Source organism: Pseudoalteromonas sp. DSM 26666 (assembly GCF_900116475.1).
GTDB lineage: Bacteria > Pseudomonadota > Gammaproteobacteria > Enterobacterales > Alteromonadaceae > Pseudoalteromonas > Pseudoalteromonas tetraodonis.
Genome location: NZ_FPAR01000016.1, coordinates 17362 through 40203, shown reverse-complemented (window position 1 = coordinate 40203; position 22842 = coordinate 17362). Strand labels below are relative to the sequence as shown.

The window sequence follows — 22842 nt, the reverse complement described above, 5'->3', positions numbered from 1 at the left end:
GATGATAGTGTAGCATTTGCTATGTGAAAGTAGGACATTACCAGGCTCCAAATTGAGAAAGCCCGACTAGAAATAGTCGGGCTTTTTTACGTCTGCAGAAAAGTAAAAACGTAGGTGAAAGGCATCAGGTAAAAGTAAAAGAATAAGCGCCTAAAGACTACTCTAACGCTGTGGACGACACCACGACATCTTGCAATAAAAGACCTGAGGATAAAGCCATTATGAAAATATATCCGTTTGGAGTAAGTCTGGATGATGAAGTGAAAAGTAAAGTTTAAAAACCGACTATGCTTGTGCGTAGTTTGATTTATTACCTAACCAGCGGTGAATAAGTGGGTCTATATGCTGAGGGTATTGCTTAAGCATTTGTTGTGCGATGGGCCTTACTTGATTGAGTGTTTGTTTATCGCGTGTTAAATCAGCGATTTTGAATTCGGCTAAACCGGTTTGTTTAGTCCCAAGTACTTCACCTGGGCCGCGTATTTCTAAATCACGCTCTGCTATAACAAAGCCATCGTTACTATCGCGCAGTACTCCTAATCGCTTCTGTGCAGTCTGAGAAAGTGGTGCATGGTATAAAAGAACGCAATGCGATGCGGTTGCCCCACGTCCTACACGGCCTCGTAATTGGTGAAGCTGTGCTAAACCTAAGCGCTCTGGGTTTTCAATAATAATTAGGCTCGCATTGGGGACATCAACACCGACCTCGATTACGGTTGTTGCGACAAGTACATGAATGTTCCCCGTTTTAAACTCACTCATAATGGCTTGCTTTTCAGTGGCTTTCATTCTCCCATGGACTAAACCAATATTAAGTTCAGGTAAGGCTTCTTTTAATTGTAAAGCACTGTCTTCAGCTGCTTGGCATTGTAATACTTCAGACTCGTCTATAAGAGTACATACCCAGTAAACTTGTCGACCTTGTTCATTACAGGCAAGTTTCACTCGACTAATGATGTCATCTCTGCGGGTATCAGGGATGGCAACAGTGGTAATTGGTGTTCTTCCTGGTGGTAATTCGTCGATCACTGAGGTTTCTAAATCGGCATAAGCAGTCATCGCGAGCGTACGTGGTATAGGTGTAGCTGTCATTACTAGTTGATGTGGATAACAATCACCAAAGCGCCCTTTTTCACGCAGTGATAAACGTTGATGAACCCCAAAGCGATGTTGCTCATCAATAATGATAAGTACGAGATTGTTAAATTTTACTTCATCTTGAAATAAAGCATGGGTACCCACAATCATCTGCGCTTCACCAGAGGCGATCATTGCAAGGGTATTAACTCGCTCTTTTCCTTTTGTTTTACCGCCTAGCCAAGCAACCGATATTCCAAGGTTTTCAAACCAGCTGGAAAAGTTAATTCCGTGTTGCTCTGATAATATCTCTGTTGGCGCCATTAATGCGACCTGATAGCCTTGTGCTATCGCAGTTAAAGCGCTCAGGGCTGCGACTAATGTTTTACCAGAGCCTACATCCCCTTGGACAAGTCGCATCATAGGGTAAGCGTGTTGCATGTCTGTTTTAATTTCTGATACTACACGGCTTTGTGCATTGGTTGGTGCAAAGGGTAATTGTGCTAGAAATTGCGCTTCTAATGGATTAGTGGGCTCAAGGGCAATAGCTTTAACTTGTTGTCCTTGCTCTCTTACTTTTAAGAGGCTGAGATTTTGAGCCAACAACTCTTCAAAAACGAGCCGTTGTTGTGCTGGGTGAGTCCCTTGTTCAAGCGCAATTATATCAACATCATTAGGGGGGCGATGCAGTAGCAATAACGCATCACTTAACGGTAGTTGCGATGGTTGCCATTGTTGAGGTAGTAGCTCTTCTACTGCGTATTTTTGAAGCAATTCTATTGCCTGTTCACTCAATGCCCTGATAGAGAGTTGCTTTAACCCCTCGGTTGTTGAATAGACTGGCGTAAGTGTTGATGATGTTGGTTGCTGTTCAAAAGTGTCGCTAATACTGTATTCAGGATGACTCATTTCAAAGCCAACACGTCCGCGACGTATTTCGCCAAAACAGCGAATTATTTTACCCGCGCTAAATGCGTTTTTTTGTGCTGCGGTAAAATTAAAAAATCGTAGTGTTAACCTACCTGTCCCATCATTTATTTGGCAAACCAGCATACGCCTTTTACCAAAGGTAATTTGGCTTGTTTCAATGGTTGCTTGAACCGTTACATGGCTATGTGCCGTAAGCTCACTAATAGCATAAATACGCGTTCTGTCTTCATACCTTAGCGGTAAATGAAAAAGCATATCTTGCACTGTGGTGATGCCTAGCTTTAAAAGTCGTTCAGCCATTTTAGGGCCTACGCCTTTAAGTTCTGTGATTGGGTATTGGCTTAAGCTAGGTTTAGACAAAGTAGGCTCAATTATTGTTATTTAGTGAGTTAAGTGTACTTATACACTGTATATGCATCAAGTATGTTTTAATGCCTGCCAAAACTGTTCATCCGCAACGATTTCGCCATGCTCATCAAGTGCGGGATAAGGTAAGTTCTTTTGCTTACACTGCCTTGCAATAATTGGGTGGCAGCCTTCAAAATACATTGGGTGTTTTATTTCTTCACTCAGCATATTTCTATCATATAACCCAGCTAACTCACGTTGACGTTGTGCTTCGAATAAGATTAATGCTGCTGCAACGGATACATTTAACGATTGCACCATGCCTTGCATTGGAATAATAATGTTTTGATCTGCATATTCGAGCGCTTTTTCTGAGATCCCCGTTTTTTCTTGGCCGACAATAATTGCAGTGGGTTTAGTGTAATCAATTTCTCTAAAATCGACGGCATCTTCACTTAAATGAGTTGCCAAAATTTGTACATCAGGGTTATGAGCACGGATACTGGCTGCGGCATCATCTATATTTCTGTGAAGGTGTGTGTCTAACCAGTTCTTACTGCCACCTGAGGTATTATTGGTTAGCCACTTTTGCTTTTCTGGCCAGACTGCATGCACATGATGGCAACCAACAGCATCGGCCGTTCTGACTATGGCAGATAAGTTATGGTGTTTATGTACGTCTTCTAAACACACGGTAAGATCGGTTTGACGACGTGAAAGTACACTTTCAATTCTTTGATAACGAGTTTGCTGCATGGGAGTCCTCTTTTTCGGCAAATTATACGAGATTTTTCACCTTAAGGCACCACTGTTCGGCTAATCGGGTTTTGTAATGAGATCAGGGTTTCGGTTGACTGAATAGCTTCTATTGCTTGTATTTTATTGATCAACACATCTTGTAGATGATCGATCGATCGAGTCATTACTTTAATGAAAATACTGTAATTACCGGTGGTGTAATATGCTTCAACAACCTCTTCTAATGATTCAAGCTTAATCAGAGTTTGTGGGTAGTCTCTGGCATTATTTAAATTAATGCCGATAAAACAACATACATCGTAGCCAAGCTGTTTGGTATTAATGGTTAATTGGGTACCTGTAATGATCCCCGCTTGTTTCATTTTTTCAATCCGCACATGAATTGTTCCTGCACTGACACCGAAACGCTTTGCTAATTCAGCATAGGGTGTACGTGCATTATCCATTAATGCATGCAGAATCTGTTTGTCTAGATTATCGATTTGATAATTTTCCATAGGTTTAGTTGCTTTGTATTGTTGTATTTAATGTTTTTATACCATTTTTTTAATGATTTTAATATCGTAAAGCTATTTTTGTTATGGGTTATTGAATTAAACCGTTTAATTGTTACGATAACCATATTGAAGCGCTACTAAGCGCTGAGTCGCCAATACAATAACTGGGAATGAGGCCAATTATTATGAGTTCACACTATGTGCAGCAGCAGCAGCAAATAAGTAAAGTTAAACAGTTTTTTTCACAGCAATTAGAGCAAAAGTTAGGCTTAATTGAAGTACAGGCACCTATTTTAGCTAAAGTAGGTGACGGTACTCAGGATAACTTAAGTGGACACGAGAACGCTGTTGCGGTGAATGTTAAAGCCATTACAGATAGCCGTTATGAAGTCGTGCATTCGTTAGCAAAGTGGAAACGTAAAACTTTGGGCGAGTATGGTTTCTCTAAAGGTGAAGGAATTTACACGCAAATGAAAGCGTTGCGACCTGATGAAGATTCATTAAGTCCAATCCATTCTGTGTATGTTGATCAGTGGGATTGGGAACAAGTTATTTGTGAAAGTACGCAGCGTTCTTTATCTACTTTGAAGCAAACGGTTGAAACTATTTACCAAGGTATTAAAGCTACTGAGAAATATGTTAGTGACAGCTTTGGTTTAACACCATTTTTACCCACAGAGATTACTTTTGTACATAGTGAAGCATTACGTAAAATGTACCCAGATTTTACAGCCAAGCAGCGTGAAAAGGCGATTACTCAAGAATATGGCGCTGTATTTTTAATTGGTATTGGGGGAGCATTGAGTGATGGCAAAATTCATGATGTGAGAGCGCCAGATTACGACGATTGGTCAACCCCGACATGCGAGCAGTACATGGGATTAAATGGTGATATTTTAGTATGGAACCCAGTGCTTGAAGACGCTTTCGAAATCTCATCGATGGGAATTCGTGTAAGCCCTGAAGTATTGCAAACTCAATTAAGTATTACGGGAGACGAAGACCGTTTAGAGTTTGACTGGCATAAGGCATTGCTAGAAAGTAAGCTTCCACAGACAATTGGCGGTGGTATTGGTCAATCTCGTTTAGCGATGCTGTTATTACAAAAACAACATATAGGGCAAGTGCAGGTAGGTGTGTGGCCAGCGCAAACCTATACAAGTGTAGACGGTTTACTATAAAAAGTTGGGGCTGTTACTAACAGCCCCTTATTATTAAGTTTTAAATTCAATTTCTATTTTATTATTTTCTAACTTAACACTACTCGGTGGGAAGTTACGGGTCGTTTTAAGCAGTTTATTGAAGATATGGATCTCTACACCCGAATGTAGAACGCTATTCACAGTCAACATGGCTTCATCGAGTAACGTATTCAGTTTTTGCTCTAAACCTGCTACCTGCTTTTCTAATTGTTCTGCTTGCTGACTATGGTGTAGCTGCGTGGTGCCAATTTTATTTATGAGTTCATTTTTTTTATCTGCATCTTTAATTAAATCTGCTTTTTCTAAAGCCGCTTGTAAACTATCAACTTGTTCATTTGTTGCTGTTAGTTCACTAAAAGATTTATCAATCTCTTTGGTCATTTCAGTGGCTGAAGCCGCTAAATTAATTACCATTTTAGCACCAGATTCATTACCTATCTCGCCGGCAATCAGTTTAGTGGCATCTAGAATTTCACCCCCAAATAGCTTTCCTTTAGGTAACTCTGATTGACCAATTTGTATTGTACTCTTTGCTTTCATTGAGCTGTGGCTAGCTTGACGTTCAAGCAGAATGTTATTAGCTTCAATGTAACAATATTGAGAGTGTGAGGCATGGACATCGCCTGCGCATATTATTCTACAAGACAGTGATTTATCTTCAGGCTTTTGATGGCCAATTACCCCTTGTTTTACAGTTATATCGCCTCCTGCGGTTAATTCGCCAGATTCAACCGTACCAAAAACGGTAATGTCGCCCGTTGCATTAATACGCATTCCTGGCTCTACATTTTTACTCACTATCACACTGCCTTCGAAGTCGATATGCCCTGTTTTTACCGACACATCGTTGACAGTAAAAATATCGTCAACACGCATGCCATTATTTATTTCAACCGGCACGCCAGCAATCGTAGAGAGTAATTCCATCGGATTATTTTTTGAGATTTCAGTGCCCTCACCTGCAATTAGAGTATGAACCTCTCCGGGTTTTGCAGGTAATACATCGCCTAACACGGTAAACCCTTCTTGGCCTGGTGTAGCGGGTTGTTGCTGTACTAGTAACTCACCTGGTTTTACACTTGCTAACTTACCAAAGTCACGCATATCTACACTGCCATCTTCTTTTAATTTAGGGGCTTTGAGACGATCTTTAAGTGTTTGAACCATTGCGTTAAATTTAGTTGGTTTACCGTCTATAGGTAAGCGCCCTTTGGCGAGTGGACCACTGACTACGGAGCCAGGTGGGAGTTCAGATTGCTTTTGTAAAAGTTGCTCTAAAAATGCTTGCTTATAACCTCTCGCAACGTGCGCTTTAACTAATTCTTTTTTAGCTTCATCAAAACTCAGTGTTGCTCCCCCTTTAGCAAGAGTGAGCGTGCCCGTGGCTAGCATTTTATCATCACTTATCTCCACGCTTAAGGTGGCATCATGACGTGTTGCAACAACTAAGATACGTTCAGGTGTTGCACTGCTGAAATAGTTATTTATGGCGTCATGATTGATTTCACACTCGCTGTAAGGCGATTGTTCAATTGCTTCAATGATAAAAGCAGCACTGGCGGGTGCAGATTTACTCGTATCGAGCAATACATTGCCATTATGAGCAAGCTTAAACACAAGTTATCCTTTTCTACTACTAAAGTAAGGTTTAATAAAATAACGTGATTACAGAGTGCTAGAATTTTAGTTTTGAGTCAAGAATTCATCAAAGTGTAGTTACAGATAGGAATAAAAGCTATGAGCGGCGCTCATAGCTTATAGAGGTTAGTTTGTTGAAGGAAGTTCCATAATGCCGTCTATTTCTACTTGTACACCTTTAGGTAGTGCACGAACGCCAATAGCAGCGCGAGCAGGATAAGGCTGTTTAAAATATTGGCTCATTACTTCGTTAACAATGGCAAAATTTGAAAGATCAGTAAGGTAAATATTTACTTTTACTAAATCTTGAATGGTGCCGCCAGCTTCTTCACAAACCGCACAAATATTTTTAAATACTTGGTGTGTTTGCTCGCTAAAGTCTTCAGATATAACGTCCATTGTTTCAGGGACAAGTGGAATTTGCCCAGATAAATAAACCGCTGTGCCCACTTTTACTGCTTGGCTGTATGTGCCAATCGCTGCAGGTGCTTTATCCGTTGATATAAATGCTTTATTCATGATGTTCCTATTTTATTTTTTACGATAGACTTTTTGTACATCCGGCATCACACGTATACGACGCATGATATTAGCGACATGGATACGGTTTTTAACTGTGATCCCTAAGTCTATCACGTATAAATTACTTTCTTTTTCATCGGTAGCTATTTCTACAATATTGGCCTGTGTAGTGGCGACCACATTGGTTAATTTAGCCAGCGCACCTTGGTGGTTAATAATTTCTACTCGTAAAGCCGCAATGTATTCTTTTTCTGGATTATCATCCCATTTTACGACTAGGTATTTTGAACGATCATTTTCCCAGCCACGAATGTTCTTACACTCTTGGCGATGAACTGTTAAACCTTTACCCTGGCTGACATGAGCTGTAATAGCGTCTCCAGGCACTGGACGACAACATTTTGAATAATTAACTAACATACCTTCAGTGCCAATAATGGTCGCTTTTGCACGTTTAGCAATATCGTTTAAATCATCGTTGTCGTTTTGTAATAAGCGTTTGGCAATCAGCATGCTCATTAAATTACCTGAGCCAATTTCTACCAGTAGCTCTAAGGTTGAAGAGAGTTCATGCTCCTCAAGCACTCGCGTAATATTTTCAGCTGGCAGGTTATCAAACTTGTTTTCACCTAGGGCTGAATCAAGTAAGCGACGACCTAATAATAATGCTTCTTCATGCTGTTGGCTTTTAAGGTAGTTACGTACGCCCAGTCGCGCTTTACCAGTAACAATAAAGTTAAGCCATGTTGCGTTAGGATGAGCGCCTGAGCTAGTAATAATTTCTATTGTTTGCCCAGTATCAATGGCTTTACTTAAAGGATAAGGTTTACGATTAACGCGTGCGCCTACACAAGTATTACCAACATCAGTATGAACGGCATAAGCAAAATCGACCGCAGTCGCGCCCATTGGCAGTTCAACGATGCGACCATCTGGGGTAAAGACATAAATTTCTTCAGGGAAGAGTTCGGTTTTAACGTTTTCAACAAACTCAAATGATGATCCCGCACTTTGCTGTAACTCTAGTAAGCTTTGCATCCATTGGCGAGCACGCTGCTGCGCAGTGTGACCCGCATTGTCGCCAGACTTTTTATACATCCAGTGAGCCGCGACTCCTTTGTCTGCCATGTGATCCATATCGTGAGTACGGATTTGAATTTCAACAGGAATACCATGCGGGCCAACCAAAGAAGTATGAAGTGATTGATAGCCATTAGTTTTTGGCACGGCAATATAGTCTTTAAAGCGGGTTTCAATTGGCTTATATAAGTTATGAGCAACGCCGAGTACGCGATAACAGGTGTCCATAGAATCTACCGCAATACGAAAAGCGTAAATATCCATGACTTCGTTAAATAGTAACTCTTTGTTGAGCATTTTTTTATAAATACTGTATAGATGCTTTTCACGGCCTGATACGGTGGCCTTTATGCCAGACTCCTCAAGGCGTGCTTCAATTTCTGTTTGAATATTTGAAATAACTTCTTTGCGATTTCCACGCGCTTTAGCCACTTCAGATTTAAGTGCACGATGACGCATTGGATACAGCGCTTGAAAACCTAAGTCTTCTAGCTCATTTTTTATATCGTGAATACCTAAACGATTAGCAATCGGCGCATAAATTTCTAGAGTTTCGCGAGCAATACGGCGGCGTTTATCAGGGCGAAGTGCGCCTAATGTTCGCATGTTATGCGTTCTATCAGCCAACTTGATTAAAATAACCCGAATATCTTGGGTCATTGCCATAATCATTTTTCGATAGTTTTCAGCTTGAAACTCTTTTTTATCTTTAAAGCTTAACTTATCAAGCTTGCTCACACCTTCAACGAGTTCAGCCACCGTTTCACCAAATATTTCAGCTAAATCTTGTTGGCTAAAATCGGTATCTTCAATCACATCGTGCATTAGTGCTGCCATGAGCGTTTCATGGTCAAGGTGCATGCTAGCTAATATTTGAGTGACTTCAACGGGGTGAGTAATGTAAGGCTCGCCACTTGAGCGAGTCTGACCTTCATGGGCCTCTCGGGCTACCACATAGGCTTTTTGAACTAGCTCAACATCGTCTGCTGGCAAGTATTTTGAGATTTTCTTTTTAAGACCTTCAAAAAGATACATTCACACTCCAATGTTCTCGTGAAGCAAATAAGTTAGGATAAGTTACGAATATACGATGAAAACAAAGGATTGCCAACGGCTATAGTTGAAATACTATGCCGTTAGCTAAATCAAACCGGGCGGTTGATTATTGGTTGCCACCAACAATGGCAGCAACAGCAGCTAGTTCTGCCGCTTCTTGGTGTTGTTGTTCTTCACGGTCAATAACATCCATTGAAGAATTATCAACTAAACCAAGTTCGATTTCACGTAAAGCAACAACTGTTGGCTTATCGTTCTCAGGATCTACTAGTGGATCTTTACCACCAACAGCAATTTGGCGGGCACGACGGGCCGCAACTAAAATTAAGTCAAAACGATTACCAATTGCATCTACTGCATCTTCAACTGTTACGCGAGCCATCTTAGCACTCCAAAATAATTTAAAAGCAAAGGCGTAGTTTACTGCACGCAGCAGGTTTCGCCAATAGCCAGTGGTTAATTTTTATCTGTTTTAGGGCATGAACACCTAATTTATCTTAATTTAGATTATTTGAGTAGCTCATTAATTAAAGTTTGATGACGTGTTGTTTGCGCTTTTAGCGTTAATCGCTGTGCAATAACAATACTTTCTATCTCACTTAAAGCAGTATCAAAATCATCATTCACAACAACAAAGTCATACTCATCGTAATGAGAGGTTTCTGATTGAGCTTGTGCCATACGCCCGGCAATAATTTCAGCTGAGTCTTGGCCACGGTTATTTAAACGTTGCTCTAACTCTTGCTTTGACGGCGGTAAAATAAAGATAGTTTTTACGTCATCCATTATTTCTCGAACTTGGCGAGCGCCTTGCCAATCAATATCTAAAAACACATCAATGCCAGCGGCTAACTGTGATTCAATGGCTTGTTTAGAAGTACCGTAATAATTGTCAAATACTTGCGCCCACTCAAAAAAGTCATCTTTGGCAATTAGTGCCTTAAACTCATCAACCGATACAAAATGGTAGTGTTCCGCATCGTTTTCACCAGGGCGCGGTGCGCGGGTAGTGTGCGATACCGATACTTTCATATCAGCATGTTTTTTCAGTAATGCATTTATTAAGCTCGATTTACCCGCCCCAGAAGGCGCAGATAAAATAAATAAGTTTCCGCGAGAGTGTGCCATTATTTTTTACCTAAAATGAAACAAGCACAGCTATTAAAAAGCCTGCCTTAATTGCACTATTGTACTTTATTTGATGAAGCTTACTCAACTGCTGCAGCATTACCAATAAAGATAGGCAGCTTTAAAGAGTGATGTATGAGGTGTTGGGTCATAGATTTTGAATCTTGCATAATGCAAATAGCGGTATTGCAACTTGCATATTTAAGCATGGTTAAAAATTAATATACTTTAAATTCATGGTGTTAAATTTTGGAATGAAGCCTGCATTAGTTAAGTTATATAACTACAGAGGGCGTACTTATGAAATTAACCCATCTCGGTAAAGTGTGCTTTATATTGTGGCCTTGCACCGTATTTAGCCAGCCATTTGATAATTGCCCCAGCCAGGCTTTTTTAATGCAAGATGCTAAAGCGCAGCTTTATGGTATCGATTTAGTGTCGGCTAAGCCGACGGTGTTGGCCGCGGCTTTAGCGTTTAACACTGGAGCTAACAATGAAAGCGTAAATGCTATAGGTTTTAATTATAAAGATCAGTACTTATATGGCTTTAGCCGCCAAGCACCAAAAAGTGTGGTGCAAATAGATAGCAGCTACCAAATGACTCGTTTAAATGTCACTGGGCTGCCAGATACTAATTTTTATGTAGGTGACATTCAGGTAACAGGCGAAGATACAAACCAACGCGCTGCTTATTATGTCTACACTCCTCGATTTGGTTTATACGAAATTGATTTAAACTCAGATTTAACCGCTGAAATTGCCGCACGACTTTTGCCAAATAGTGCTAATTGGAATTTAGGGATTTACGACTTTGCCTTTCATCCACAAAGCAATTTACTTTATGCTGTTGAATCGAATGGTGATTTGCATGAAATTGATGTTGCTAATAATACCACCACGTTTATAACACAACTCGATATTGGTGATGATACTGGCGCTTTTGGTGCCGCTTACTTTGATATTGACGGTCAGTTTTATTTTAGTAATAACAAAAGCGGAAAAATACATAAAGTTGATTTAAGTACCAGCCCCGTAGTTGACTATACCCCAATAGCCAACGTATTTACCTCTGGACCTAAATCGAGTCAAAATGATGGTGCTCGATGCGCTATTGCAGAAGTGGCGGTAACCGATAGCTCTATCGACTTTGGTGATGCGCCTTTTCCATACAATACCAGCCTAGCTCAAAGTGGCGCCAGGCATTTATTCGATCCTAATGGTACTGGCAGTAACCTTATTTATTTGGGTGAAACGGTCGATGGTGAAAATATTAATACGAATGACGATTTAATCAATAATCCCATAGACGACTCTGATGACGGGGTTAGCTTTGTTACCGCGATTGCTGCAGGGCAAGACAGTCAAATTATTGTAAATGCATCAGCAAATAGCTTTTTATATGCTTGGTTTGACTGGGATCAAAATGGTGGGTTTAGCGAAACTGAGCGCATGCTAACGAAGTACCCACTAAATCAAGGTGATAACAGTATTTTAGTTAGCGTACCAAGTAATGTTAAAGCCGGACAAACATGGGCTCGTTTTCGAGTAACCGATGGCTCTGAGGCATCGCTAATTACCGCCACGGGCGGGGTGCTAGGTGGCGAAGTGGAAGACTACCCAATAACCACATTTGCCAGTGCTATTTACCCAGGTGAAAACGATTGGGTAACGCTTGCTTATGAGGATAAATGGCCGTTTGCAGGCGATTACGATTTTAATGATGTGGTTGTCAATTATCGCACTACACAACTTATTGAAGGCAATGATGTGGTTGGCTATAAAATTGATGGTCAACTTGTTGGGGTAGGCGCTACTTATCACAACGGTTTTGCCGTTAGGCTTACAGAAACCATTAATAACACAACCAATACTATTTTAAGCAGTGAAATTGATGAGCCAAATATTATTTACACTATTAATGGAGAGCTGCAACTCGACTCGCCATTAGAAGCAAACCGTGAGCAGGCTATTTTAATTTTTATGCAAGATACTTGGCAGCATGTAACTAAGCAAGCAGGTTGCGATTACTTCAGAACTCAAAGCAATTGTGATGTAAACAGTAAGGTGACGTTTAGTATGACGATTCCATTAAAAGCCCCTAAAGCTAAATCAAGTGCACCAGGTACGCTACTCGACCCATTCATTTTTGCTGCACAAGGCTTTTACCACGGTGACTTTTTAACCGGTAAAGATGCCAGAAGTTGGGAGGTTCATCTAAAAAACCAAGCGCCGACAGAGGCCTTTGATAGTAATTTATTCGCTGTTAGTGGCGCAGATGATGCCAGCCAACAAGCCTCCGAGCTGTTTTTTCAAACTGAAAATGGCCTTCCATGGGCGATTGAAGTCGGTATGCAGTGGCTACATCCTCTTGAGGGGGTAGACATCACCACCGCATATGACCGCTTTGCTAATTTTGCGCAGTCGTCAGGTCAGCAAGCACCGCAGTGGTTTAACAGTTTCAACGCACCGAGTGTGGTTGTTAAAGGAGAACAGTAATGAAAAAATTAACCGTTATTTTATGCTCATTATCACTGCTAACAGCCTGCGGGGGCGGAGGCGATGAAAGTGCTGCACCTGCACCGACCAATGTGGCTCCTCCCGTTGCTGACCCAGTAACGCCTAAGCCTCAAGGAATGGCAAGCTTAGTTATTAATAATGACTTTAACTTATCAACAAAATTTAATTTAGCTATTGATGTAGCGCTTTCTAGAGGCGATGAAAGAGCGTACCTGAATATTTGTCAGAAAAAATCGAATACAGAACGTGCAGATTACAATAACTGTTTATTTAGGGCTCCTTTAACGCAAGGAACACTCACAACCACACTCCCTATGAGTCGGCAAGATATAACACTGGTGGCCGAAATTTGGTTTTATGACACCAGCACGCAACCACTTGCTTATACATGGCAGTTTGACTCCCAAACACAAAATCAAGTGTTTGAGATCAGATAGCATCAAGCGATACCGGCTGAACCGCTAAAACTAAAAAGTGAAGTAAAGAATATACCTAGGTATATTCTTTTTATTGTTAAAAAGAGGTGTTCATGATTAAGGCTATTATGAGTTGGCGTTATAATTTTAAACAACGCTATAACTTCGCTGTTATCGTAGCAATTGCATTAATGCTGATAGTCGCTGCATTTAATCCATGGCAATTTTATTACGCTGATTTATTAATTTCCTTTCGATTTCCTTTACTGGTCGCAGCGTTGTTTTTAGCATTGTTATTGGTTGCGCTTAAACAAGGATGGTTTGGGGGAGTCATTGCGATGATTTGCATCATAAATTTAAGTTCACTGGTGCCGCTGCATTCATTAGAAACAGCCCCCTCTGAGGCGGCAATAACGGTTAAACAAATTAACCTAAATTACAATAACCCCTATATAGAAATGCATCTAAAAAACTTACAAAACCAGCCATGGGATGTGCTTGTTTTGCAAGAGTTTAGCGATTTAAACCGGCATTTACTCACGCCGTTTTTAAATACAGCTAGTTTGTTTGGTTATCGTGAAGTAGAAGGGATCCCCTACGGTATTGTGGTTATTTCACGTTTACCGATTATACACAGGCAGCAAGTTAAATTGGATGGCGACAGATTAGGTTACATTAAGCTTAAACTGCTATTGAATAAGCGCCCCATTACTGCTTTTGTTGCCCATCCTCCTTCACCAAGAACTGTCGCTCATTGGCACAACCGGAATCGGTTATTATCAGCAATGGGCAATGCTAGCTCACAAGAAAGTGGACCTTGGTTTATTGCTGGCGATTTAAATATTGTTCCTTGGTCGGGCTATTTTAATTGGCCTAATGCACAAAGTTGTTATGCAGCTGCAAATGCGTATACCAGTTTTGCGCCAGCGGCAGTTAAGCATACGCTAATTACTGCCTTGCCTATTGACCACTGTATTTTTAATCAAGAGTTTAACTTATCTTCTTTGGATGTCAGTGAGTTTAAAGGTAGCGATCATAAAATATTAAGCTATACATTAAACTTAAAAAGTTAGGTGAAGTATTTAATTTTAGGCCAATACACAACAAGTAGCTTTAACGCTACTTGTTGTGTATTCGCGAAGTATTATGGTGCAGTGGTAAATGTGGTTTTTAAATCATGCAATAAATGACGTAAATTGCGCTTATGCGGGAATAAAGTAAATGCGGCCGTAGCAATCGAAAGTGCTTTAAATTTTGCGCCTATTTCTCGATAGTACTCACCGTAACATTCTAAAATACGTGCTTGGGCTTTTATTTGTGCCGCCATTCCTGCATCTCTCTTGCAGCGTGAAACAATTTCTTTCATCGCGTTGAGCCTGTTTTTACGATTCGCGGTAATAGAGCCTGCTCTCATTAAGTAATCCATGGCCACACGCGGCGAAAAAGCTACATCACCAATTCTTGCTAGTTTTAACCAGCAATCCCAATCACTTGCGCTGTTTAATACGTTATCAAATCGGCCGATATAATTAATGGCTGAACGTTTAACCATAACCGAAGAGGTACCAATCACATTGGCAAAAATAAGCAAGTCTATTGGCGATTTTAAGTTTTGGTATCCCATATTTCGTTTATCGACAAATTTTGAAAACTCAGGCCAAAAAGAAAAGCAATCCACAATAGGCTCATAATCTTCATTTACATGCATATAGTTAGTAAAGCTTAAAACACATTCGGGGTTTTCTTTCATATAACCTAATTGCTCATACAGTTTATCATCGCTCCAGTAATCGTCGGCATCTAAAAATGCAATATAGTCACCTTTAGCAGCGGCAATAGCACGGTTGCGTACATTAACTACGCCAGTGTTTTCTTGCTCTAAAATAACCAACTGAGGAAATGTGTTCTGCGCTTTTCTCAGCCAATCAACACTGCCATCGGTTGAGCCATCATCTACAACGATAATTTCTAGATTTACATTTTTTTGAGCAATAACACTACTCAGTGCTTTTGCTAAATACTGTTTGCAATTGTAGTTTGGGATAATAACGCTTATTTCTGTTTTCATGAGCTGTACCCTAGCTTCTATTAATTAACTGGGTAAGTACTACGCAAGTTAAGCGCCAATTATTTTTATAGCTTTGCGCGGTGTTTTTTGTCTAATGCTTTGCATTTTGCAATATATGTTCGCAAATTGACTGTAATCTTACCATTTTCAGTGCTTTTTAACCGGGCACGGTTCTTGCGAAATACTCTTTAGAATCTTTTGGAGTATTTAGCATGAAACATATAGGCATTGTTGTACCAAGCTTCCATATCCCTTCGGAAACCTTTGTGGTGACAGAAATAAATGCACTTGTTAAAACCGGGCATAAAGTGAGTGTTATCACGTTTGAAAATTTAAACAACAGTGCAAATCTCGATAGCAGTGTCAAAGTCATTATTATTAAAAAGTCTTTTGGTGCTGCGGCTAAATTTGCCGTGTTTAAACCGCTTGCTGTTCTTAAGACTGCAAAAATTGCTCTGCGCTTTACCTCAATCTCAGCCACGTCGCTGCTAGGATATGGGTTAAACATTGCAGAAATAATTAAGCAGCATGGCATTTCCCATCTACATTGCCACTTTATGCATGCGCCGCTGGCGTATTCCATTATTGCTAGCAAAATAGCGGGTATTAGTGTGTCTTCCATTGGCCATGGTCATGATGTGTATGTTAACGACACCGACCTCAAACTTAAACTTTCGCTATGCGACTTTTCAGTTGCTGTGTGTAAAGACATGGCGCAAAAACTAAGTAATTACAACGTAGGAAAAGTTGAGCTATTACATTGTGGTGTTGATTTAAGTTTATTTAGTGCCACCCCCAATCGACTTAATGAGTCGGTTAAATTGTTATTTATTGGACGCTTAGTTGAGAAAAAAGGACTGCAATTTTTATTACCTGCTATAAAAAAGTTAAGTAAAAAATACGCTATTTGCTTAGACATTGTGGGAGAAGGCCCACTAATGAATGACTTAAAGTTTTTATGCGAAGAGCTCGGTCTTGATAAAGACATTCGTTTTTTAGGGCGTCGCACGCCACTTTGGCTATCAAAAAACACCAGTAATTACTCGGCACTGGTTGCGCCATTTTGTGTGTCTAGCAATGGTGACAGAGACACTGGGCCTGTGGTTCTTAAAGAGGCTATGGCCAGTGGTATTCCTGTGCTTACTACCAAGCTTATGGGAGCAAAGGAGATTGTAAATGATTCAGTCGGCTTTAAATGTGAGCCCTCGAGTATTATAGGTTTAGAGACTATTTTAACTCAATTTTGTGAGCTCAATCCGTATGAAAGATATGCCAAAGGTGTTAATGCTAAGCGCTTGGTTGCAAATAAATTTAATGCCAGCTCGCAAGCTAAAAAGTTGTCATCTTGGGTGCAAAACTCTTAAGGATTAAAGATGAATGGATTTAAGCAAATAGCCTATTTTGGATTATCAACATTATTACTCAAAGGGCTTGGCTTTGCTTTACTCCCTATCTCAACTCGCCTTTTAAACCCGTCACAGTTTGGTGAACTTAATTTTTTAGTCTCTATTTCAGCGGTCATGTCTTTGTTATTGTGCCTAGGTTTACCTGAATTACTTTTTAAACAGCAAATGAAAAGCGTTGTTTGTAAGCAGGCCTTATTTAGGGATGCATTGATTTTATGTAGTGTGTTAAGCACTGGGTTTGTGATTGTCGTTGTACTGTTTACTTCTGCGTTGTTGGATTTATTGCCTATCTCTGTTAATGAAATAGATCTGCAATTATTAGCCGTTAACTTGGCATTTTCGTCGGTATTATCGATTGTATTTTGTTTTTTTAGGTATTACGAAATGGCTAAGCAGTTCTGTTATTTAGCTGTTTTACAAGGTGTAGGGCAAACTCTACTGACCATCGTGTTATTGTATTTAGGGTATGGTGTAACCGGCGTTATGCTCTCCGGTGCGGTGGCGAGTTTTATTGTGTTAATACTGTCGCTGTGGCAAATAGTACGCACGATTAATATTAGTTTTAAGTGTGTTGCATGGAATATTACGTCTAAAAATATGCTGTTTTTATTAAGCATTATTGTTTCTTCACTGTTTGTGTACGCTAATAATGGCGCAGAAAACTGGTTTATTGCAGCCAGTGTGGGTAAAGAAAAGCTTGCTCAATATTATGTCGCTCTGCAATTTGCAGTCATGACCTCGTTTACATTTGAACCAATCAGAATGTGGTGGTTTTCACGCCGTTTTGACGAGCTAACCTCAAGCCGCAGTCACTATGTGTTTTTATGTGAATTAAGCCTCGAAATTGCGATTGCCCTTTGCAGTATCATGCTACTTATAGCGCCGCACTTATTCACCCTCGTTTTACCACAAGGTTATTTACTTAATGCATGGCTATTACCTAGTTTAATACTCATTGTTGTGCTGAGGCACCATAGCGATTTACTTAATATTGGTTGTTATATTCACTATAACGGTTTGTTTGTGACTATTATTAATGCAGTGAGTGCTACAAGCGTATTAATTGCATTAAGTTTTTTAGTGCCAAAATGGGGAATATTAGGTGCGGTTGTATCGCTGGCGTTGGCGCAAACTTTAAAAACGCTACTGTTTGTAATTATTAGTCAAAAGCTAGAACACTTGGCATTTAAAGTACAAAGCCTGCTCCCCAGCTGGTTGTGCTTTATCCTTGTGTTTTCGTTAAGTGTGACGCAAGTGACTTACTACATTGTAGGGCAGGTTGCTGTGTTGGTGTGCTTGTTTGCGGTGTTATTTAAAAAGTATAAACACCACATCACGGGAATATTGCAACGGCTTTTAGCAAGGAAGGCGCATGGTTAACTGGTATAAAGAGCATTACTTATTAATAAATGGCTTAGTGATAACGGCGCTTATTTTAAGCTTGTATTCGTTGTTTGGGCCTATAGCTGCTTTTGCCTTGTTACTTTTACCATTTGCTGGCGTATTAGCCGTACGTATTAGTACTGTGTTTATTATCTTATTTATTCTATTTAGTTATTTTAGGATTCATGAAGCATTTGTGTTTTTAATGCCGCTTAAAATTCCTAAATTACTAGCGTTAGCCTCTTTACTGGCCATTGTCTGGCATTTATTTATTTCCAAAACATTAAAACCGCATTGGAGCTCAACCCATCTTATTTTTGTCATTTGGTTTGTGTGGCTTACCGTGTGTGTGTTTTCGGCTTCAAACCGCGGCGTTGCCATTGAGTATTGGTCTGGGGTGTTGGTTAAAGTTTTTATTATGGTGTTTGTGATCAGCTGGTGGCTAACGCGATTTTCTCACTTTAGTTACGTAAGACTCGGTATTATGATTTCTGGTGTGACCATTGCGCTGGTGGCACTGAATAACAAAATTAATGGTGTGGGGCTAGTCGAGGGCACCCGTGTCACTATTTCCCGAGAGTATCGTTCACAGCTTGGCGATCCAAATGACTTATCTTTAGTGCTGATGTTTCCCGTGTCTTTTTTAGCTGCTGAATTATTTAATACCTACAACAATCCATATCGACGATTATTTGCAGGCGTTGGTTTAATTTTGGCTATTTCAGGAGTGATAGCCACGCAAAGTCGAGGCGGGTTGTTAGGTATTGCTGCTATTTTAAGTTTCTTTTTATATCAAAAGGTAAAAAATCCAGTGATGGTGGCTGCGTGTGGAGCAGTTGCCATGCTCGCTATGATGGTATTTGCAGGTATTTCAGATAGACAAAGTGGTGGTGCTGCCGAAAGTGGAGTTGATGAGTCTGCTATGGGTCGAATATATGCTTGGCAAGCGGCAATAAACATGGCGCTTGCTAACCCGTTAACAGGCGTTGGAGTAAACAATTTCTTTGTAAACTATTATTTTTATAGCCCACACTGGGATGGCAAGAATCATGCAGTACATAGCACATGGTTTCAGGTTCTCGGAGAAACAGGCTTTGTTGGTATATGTATTTTTTTACTGGTTATCGCCAGTATTTATCGCAGCTTGTCTCGAGTATTTTGCATTAATAAGCTTAACTTTAATCCTGAAGTGACAGTGAATGCTAACGCGCTAAAAGCTGGTTTAATTGGTTTTATGGTTGCAGGCACGTTTTTAACCCAAGCTTTTACGTGGCCTTTGTATATCATTTTGTCGCTGACCATTGCCCTAGAAAAGCTGACTATCGATAGTAATAAGGATTCGTCTTATGGTGACCCAACTAAAGTATTGGCTAAAAAATAGTAACAGCCCCTCAGCAAGACGCTTGTTTAAGTTTGCAAAGTCGCTGCGTAATCCGCAGATCCCAGTTGTTCCTCTGCTGCACAGTGGGCTTTATCATTTACACCACGTTATAAAGCAGTTTGTTCATGAGCTACTGCGAATATTTTATTACACCCCATTATTTAAAAGCCAAATTCTAGGCAGTAAAAAGCGCTTATATTTATATTCGGGTATGCCTCAGGTACTTGGTAAATTAAAAATTGAATGTAAGAACGATGTCAGGATCTCGGGGATCAGTACTTTGTGTGGTCGGGTAAGTAACGAGCGTGAGCCGTTATTAAGTATTGGAAATAATGTTGATATTGGCTGGCAGAATGCATTTTCGGTAGGGCGAAAAATTATACTTGAAGATGATGTAAGACTTGCGGGACGCGTTTTTTTAGCCGGCTTTCCTGGGCACCCCATTGATTGTGAACGCCGCGCCAATTCTGAAAGTGATGATGAGAGCCAAATTGGCGATATTATTATTAAGCGCGGAGCATGGATTGGGACCGGCGTTACAGTACTTGCTGGGGTAACCATAGGCACGGGAGCCATTATAGGGGCAGGTAGTGTGGTAACTAAAGATATTCCCGATTTTACTATTGCCGCAGGTAATCCGGCTAAAGTAGTTAAAAACATAGCGGAGTGAACGGATGAAATTTATTGTTTTTGCAGAAGATTGGGGGAGCCACCCTAGTAGTACTCAGCATTTATTTTCAGAGCTTGCAAAAAAACAGCAAGTGCATTGGATTAACTCTGTGGGAATGCGCAAACCAAGCGTGAAATTAAATGATATAAAACGCATTATTAATAAATTTAAACAGCTATTTCAACGCTCAAAGAGCAGTAAAATAGCGACGCCTAAAAATATGAAGGTATATAAACTGCCTATTTTGCCATGGCACGATAATTGGTTAGTCCGCGGGTATAACCGTTGGGTTTTCTCTCGTAATATAGATGCTAATAAAACCAGTGAGCCAATTATATATTGGTTAAGCGTACCAACGGCGTGTTATCTGTTTGATAAAAGAGCCACAGACTCGCTAATTTATTATTGTGGTGATGATTTTAGTGCGCTGGCTGGGGTTGACCCTGTACTTATTGCGCCTTTTGAGCAGCAGCTGATTAAAAGTGCAGATTTAATTTATGTGATCAGTGAGTTATTAAAAACTAAAATGCCTGCTGAAAAAACTAAGTTACTAACACATGGCGTTAGCTTTGATTTATTTACGAGTAAAGTCGAAAAAGCCGCAGAAATTAGCGCTATTAACACCCCCATTATTGGCTTTTATGGCAGCATTAATGCCTGGCTTGATATTCCATTATTAATGGCGCTGGCCGCCACTAGGCCGCAGTATCAAATAGTACTGGTTGGCGATATTACTACTCCTATTTCAGCGTTGCTGCAGTTTAAAAATGTAACGCATATTAGCGCGGTTGAGCACAAGCGGTTGGTCTCGTTTTCAGCTCATTGGGATGTATCTATTTTACCATTTGTCGATAATGAGCAAATTAGAGCCTGTGATCCGCTTAAATTAAAAGAATATTTAGCGGTAGGAAAACCGATAGTCGCGACAGACTTTGCGGCAGTCAATCATTACCACTCGCATATTTTTATAGCCCAATCGCAGAATGATTTTATTGAAAAAATCGATCAGGCGTTGTCACTCAGTCAAGCCAAATTAAGCTTATTACATGCCGTACAAAAAAACATTGCAAAAGAACATAGCTGGCCGGCCAAAGCGCTTACTGTGATCAACGACCTACAATTGTTAAGTACCCCGATTAAGCCATAAATGTAATATTGGCGCGTCCTGTGCAACTACTCCATTAAAGAAGGCTATTTACGCTGTAAATTTTTATTTTGCAAATAGCCGCAAAGTTTCGCATAGCAATATGCAAATTAATGGGTAGTGATTATGTTAGTTAGAGAGCAAATAAAAAGGTTACTTTATTTAGCTTTGTACGCTGTTTACACCAGGGCAAAGCTATTTGTTTTGCCGTTGTTAATTGTACCCGTCGTAGTGATTGTATTAGCGGCAACGTCACAAAAACAATATACAAACCATGCCACTATTCTTATCGAAGAGTCTGCACTGCTTAATCCCTATCTAGATGATTTGTCGTTCTCGTTTGATTTATCAAATAGGATGGCAGCTTTACGCACTTTAGTGATCAGCCGTAAAGTTTTGATTGCCGTAGCAAAAGAAACTAATTTAGTTGCAGAAAATGCCTCGCCCGCAAAAATAGAAAAAATACATCAAGAGCTTTCACAGGCGCTTTCGTTGTCCTTGGTGGGTGATGAGCTAGTACGCGTTAACTTTATTTGGCACGACCAAACCCAAATGAAGGCGGTGCTAGAAAAAGTGGTAGAGAAATTTATAGAAAGTTTATTAGCCCCAACGAAAGCATCACTGGATACCTCAGAGCAATTTTTTTATCAGCAACTGGTTAGCCTAAGAGAGGAGTTAGAGATTTCTGAAGCTTCGCTTGCCAGCTTTAAAGCAAAAAACAGTAATACCTTACCCGCTGTTTTACACAGTAATAGGCAAACCTTCGATAAGTTATTAAGCGATCAACAACAAAAGTCCATTGTGCTCTCGGGTGCTAATGCCAAGCTTGAGGCACTAACTACAAAAATGGGTCAAGCAAACCCGATTCTAGGGCGCATAGAAGAGAAAATAATTACTGCAGAGTCAGAGCTAAGCTTTTTAAAAACCCGCTATACCGATAAACATAGCAAAGTGGTGTCCAAAAAGCGTGAATTACTTAGTATTAAAGCACGGCAGCAAGCGTTAATTGAAAATGGTAAAGGTCTTGATGCCACTAATATTGATCAGCTTTGGCAAATGGCTAATACCTTACCCAGTGGAAAAGATAATGAAAGTAATGTGCTGGTGTCACAAATACTCGCTTTAGAAGAAGCTAAAAATAACGTACTGCAGCACCAGCAAGAATACGACATGTTAGAGAAACAAGTGAATGAAGTGAGCGAGCGCTTACTAGTAACCAGTGATATAGAAAAACAACTCAGAAAGCTAGAGCGTGACTACGATGTTAAACAGTCATTATACAAAGACATGCTAGGGCGTTACGAAATGGCAAAAGTGACAGGGAAGCTGGTTAAGTATGAAGGTCCTGACAAAGTGAAAACTATTGAGCGAGCTTATAGCCCTACGCAGCCAATTAATACCTCACTCGTGGTGGCAATCATTGTGGGTATTGTTTTAGGTATATTTACCAGTACAACCTGTGTTTTTGTAGCCACCTTATTTGACAGTCACTTAAAAGATATTCAAACCATTGAAAAGCTATCGTCACTAGACGTGGTAACCATTTTACCCATTGTTGGCCAAAGCACATTATATGCTCCGGTTAGTCCATCAATACACGTCCTTAACAAGGGGAATTAA

19 protein-coding genes are annotated in these 22842 nt (G+C 40.1%); 10 read left to right on the top strand and 9 right to left on the bottom strand.

Annotated features, from left to right (window positions below; translation table 11 throughout):
- Positions 1 to 285 precede the first annotated feature (285 nt).
- From recG to asnC, 3 genes are read right to left on the bottom strand one after another with little or no spacing between them, the layout of a single operon-like run.
- The gene (gene recG, locus BM380_RS18070) at positions 286 to 2367 is read right to left on the bottom strand and encodes an ATP-dependent DNA helicase RecG (RefSeq protein ID WP_033103762.1); all 2082 of its coding nucleotides are present in this window, start codon (positions 2365 to 2367) and stop codon (positions 286 to 288) included.
- A 57-nt stretch (positions 2368 to 2424) separates the two neighbouring features.
- Positions 2425 to 3111: a tRNA (guanosine(18)-2'-O)-methyltransferase TrmH gene (trmH, locus tag BM380_RS18065; RefSeq protein ID WP_058155326.1), complete on the bottom strand. Its 687-nt coding sequence runs from the start codon at positions 3109 to 3111 to the stop codon at positions 2425 to 2427.
- A 41-nt stretch (positions 3112 to 3152) separates the two neighbouring features.
- Positions 3153 to 3611, bottom strand: coding sequence for a transcriptional regulator AsnC (asnC, locus tag BM380_RS18060; RefSeq protein WP_013466068.1), 459 nt, complete (start codon positions 3609 to 3611; stop codon positions 3153 to 3155).
- A gap of 185 nt (positions 3612 to 3796) precedes the next feature.
- Here asnC and asnA point away from each other — a divergent pair, with 185 nt between their 5' ends.
- Entirely contained in the window at positions 3797 to 4792 is a 996-nt protein-coding gene (gene asnA / locus BM380_RS18055) for an aspartate--ammonia ligase (protein ID WP_013466066.1), read from the top strand.
- Between the two features lie 33 nt (positions 4793 to 4825).
- Here asnA and BM380_RS18050 read toward each other — a convergent pair whose 3' ends face one another.
- The 5 genes from BM380_RS18050 to gmk form a co-directional block, all read right to left on the bottom strand.
- Positions 4826 to 6430 (bottom strand): DUF342 domain-containing protein, encoded by a 1605-nt coding sequence (locus BM380_RS18050; protein WP_013466065.1) that lies wholly within the window; start codon positions 6428 to 6430, stop codon positions 4826 to 4828.
- A 147-nt stretch (positions 6431 to 6577) separates the two neighbouring features.
- Positions 6578 to 6970, bottom strand: a complete 393-nt coding sequence (locus tag BM380_RS18045) for a RidA family protein (protein WP_013466064.1) — start codon at positions 6968 to 6970, stop codon at positions 6578 to 6580.
- A 12-nt stretch (positions 6971 to 6982) separates the two neighbouring features.
- Positions 6983 to 9088, bottom strand: coding sequence for a bifunctional GTP diphosphokinase/guanosine-3',5'-bis pyrophosphate 3'-pyrophosphohydrolase (gene spoT / locus BM380_RS18040; protein ID WP_013466063.1), 2106 nt, complete (start codon positions 9086 to 9088; stop codon positions 6983 to 6985).
- Positions 9089 to 9215: 127 nt separating this feature from the next.
- On the bottom strand, positions 9216 to 9491 hold the full coding sequence (gene rpoZ / locus BM380_RS18035) for a DNA-directed RNA polymerase subunit omega (protein ID WP_008108220.1): 276 nt from the start codon (positions 9489 to 9491) through the stop codon (positions 9216 to 9218).
- Between the two features lie 125 nt (positions 9492 to 9616).
- Positions 9617 to 10237 carry a guanylate kinase gene (gene gmk / locus BM380_RS18030; RefSeq protein ID WP_090495466.1) on the bottom strand — a complete coding sequence of 207 codons (621 nt, stop codon included), beginning with the start codon at positions 10235 to 10237 and terminating at the stop codon, positions 9617 to 9619.
- A gap of 300 nt (positions 10238 to 10537) precedes the next feature.
- Between gmk and BM380_RS18025 the strand changes: the two genes are divergently transcribed.
- From BM380_RS18025 to BM380_RS18015, 3 genes are all read left to right on the top strand, one after another.
- Complete coding sequence (locus tag BM380_RS18025; RefSeq protein ID WP_090495465.1) at positions 10538 to 12733, top strand: LruC domain-containing protein; 2196 nt, start codon at positions 10538 to 10540, stop codon at positions 12731 to 12733.
- Positions 12733 to 13191, top strand: a complete 459-nt coding sequence (locus tag BM380_RS18020) for a hypothetical protein (protein ID WP_090495463.1) — start codon at positions 12733 to 12735, stop codon at positions 13189 to 13191. Before BM380_RS18025 ends, BM380_RS18020 begins: the two co-directional genes overlap by 1 nt.
- A gap of 92 nt (positions 13192 to 13283) precedes the next feature.
- Positions 13284 to 14243, top strand: coding sequence for an endonuclease/exonuclease/phosphatase family protein (locus BM380_RS18015; protein ID WP_254772083.1), 960 nt, complete (start codon positions 13284 to 13286; stop codon positions 14241 to 14243).
- Between the two features lie 71 nt (positions 14244 to 14314).
- Here the strand turns inward: BM380_RS18015 and BM380_RS18010 are convergent, their stop codons facing one another.
- Complete coding sequence (locus tag BM380_RS18010; RefSeq protein WP_090495462.1) at positions 14315 to 15238, bottom strand: glycosyltransferase family 2 protein; 924 nt, start codon at positions 15236 to 15238, stop codon at positions 14315 to 14317.
- A gap of 212 nt (positions 15239 to 15450) precedes the next feature.
- Here BM380_RS18010 and BM380_RS18005 point away from each other — a divergent pair, with 212 nt between their 5' ends.
- From BM380_RS18005 to BM380_RS17980, 6 genes are all read left to right on the top strand, one after another.
- A complete protein-coding gene (locus BM380_RS18005; protein WP_090495460.1) occupies positions 15451 to 16602 on the top strand; it encodes a glycosyltransferase in 1152 nt (383 codons plus the stop codon).
- A 9-nt stretch (positions 16603 to 16611) separates the two neighbouring features.
- Positions 16612 to 18024, top strand: a complete 1413-nt coding sequence (locus BM380_RS18000) for a lipopolysaccharide biosynthesis protein (protein WP_090495459.1) — start codon at positions 16612 to 16614, stop codon at positions 18022 to 18024.
- On the top strand, positions 18017 to 19408 hold the full coding sequence (locus BM380_RS17995; protein ID WP_090495457.1) for an O-antigen ligase family protein: 1392 nt from the start codon (positions 18017 to 18019) through the stop codon (positions 19406 to 19408). The genes BM380_RS18000 and BM380_RS17995 overlap by 8 nt, the downstream gene beginning before the upstream one ends.
- Positions 19374 to 20078, top strand: coding sequence for an acyltransferase (locus BM380_RS17990; RefSeq protein ID WP_090495455.1), 705 nt, complete (start codon positions 19374 to 19376; stop codon positions 20076 to 20078). The genes BM380_RS17995 and BM380_RS17990 overlap by 35 nt, the downstream gene beginning before the upstream one ends.
- A gap of 4 nt (positions 20079 to 20082) precedes the next feature.
- Complete coding sequence (locus tag BM380_RS17985; protein ID WP_090495454.1) at positions 20083 to 21225, top strand: glycosyltransferase; 1143 nt, start codon at positions 20083 to 20085, stop codon at positions 21223 to 21225.
- A gap of 123 nt (positions 21226 to 21348) precedes the next feature.
- Complete coding sequence (locus BM380_RS17980) at positions 21349 to 22842, top strand: GumC family protein (protein ID WP_090495452.1); 1494 nt, start codon at positions 21349 to 21351, stop codon at positions 22840 to 22842.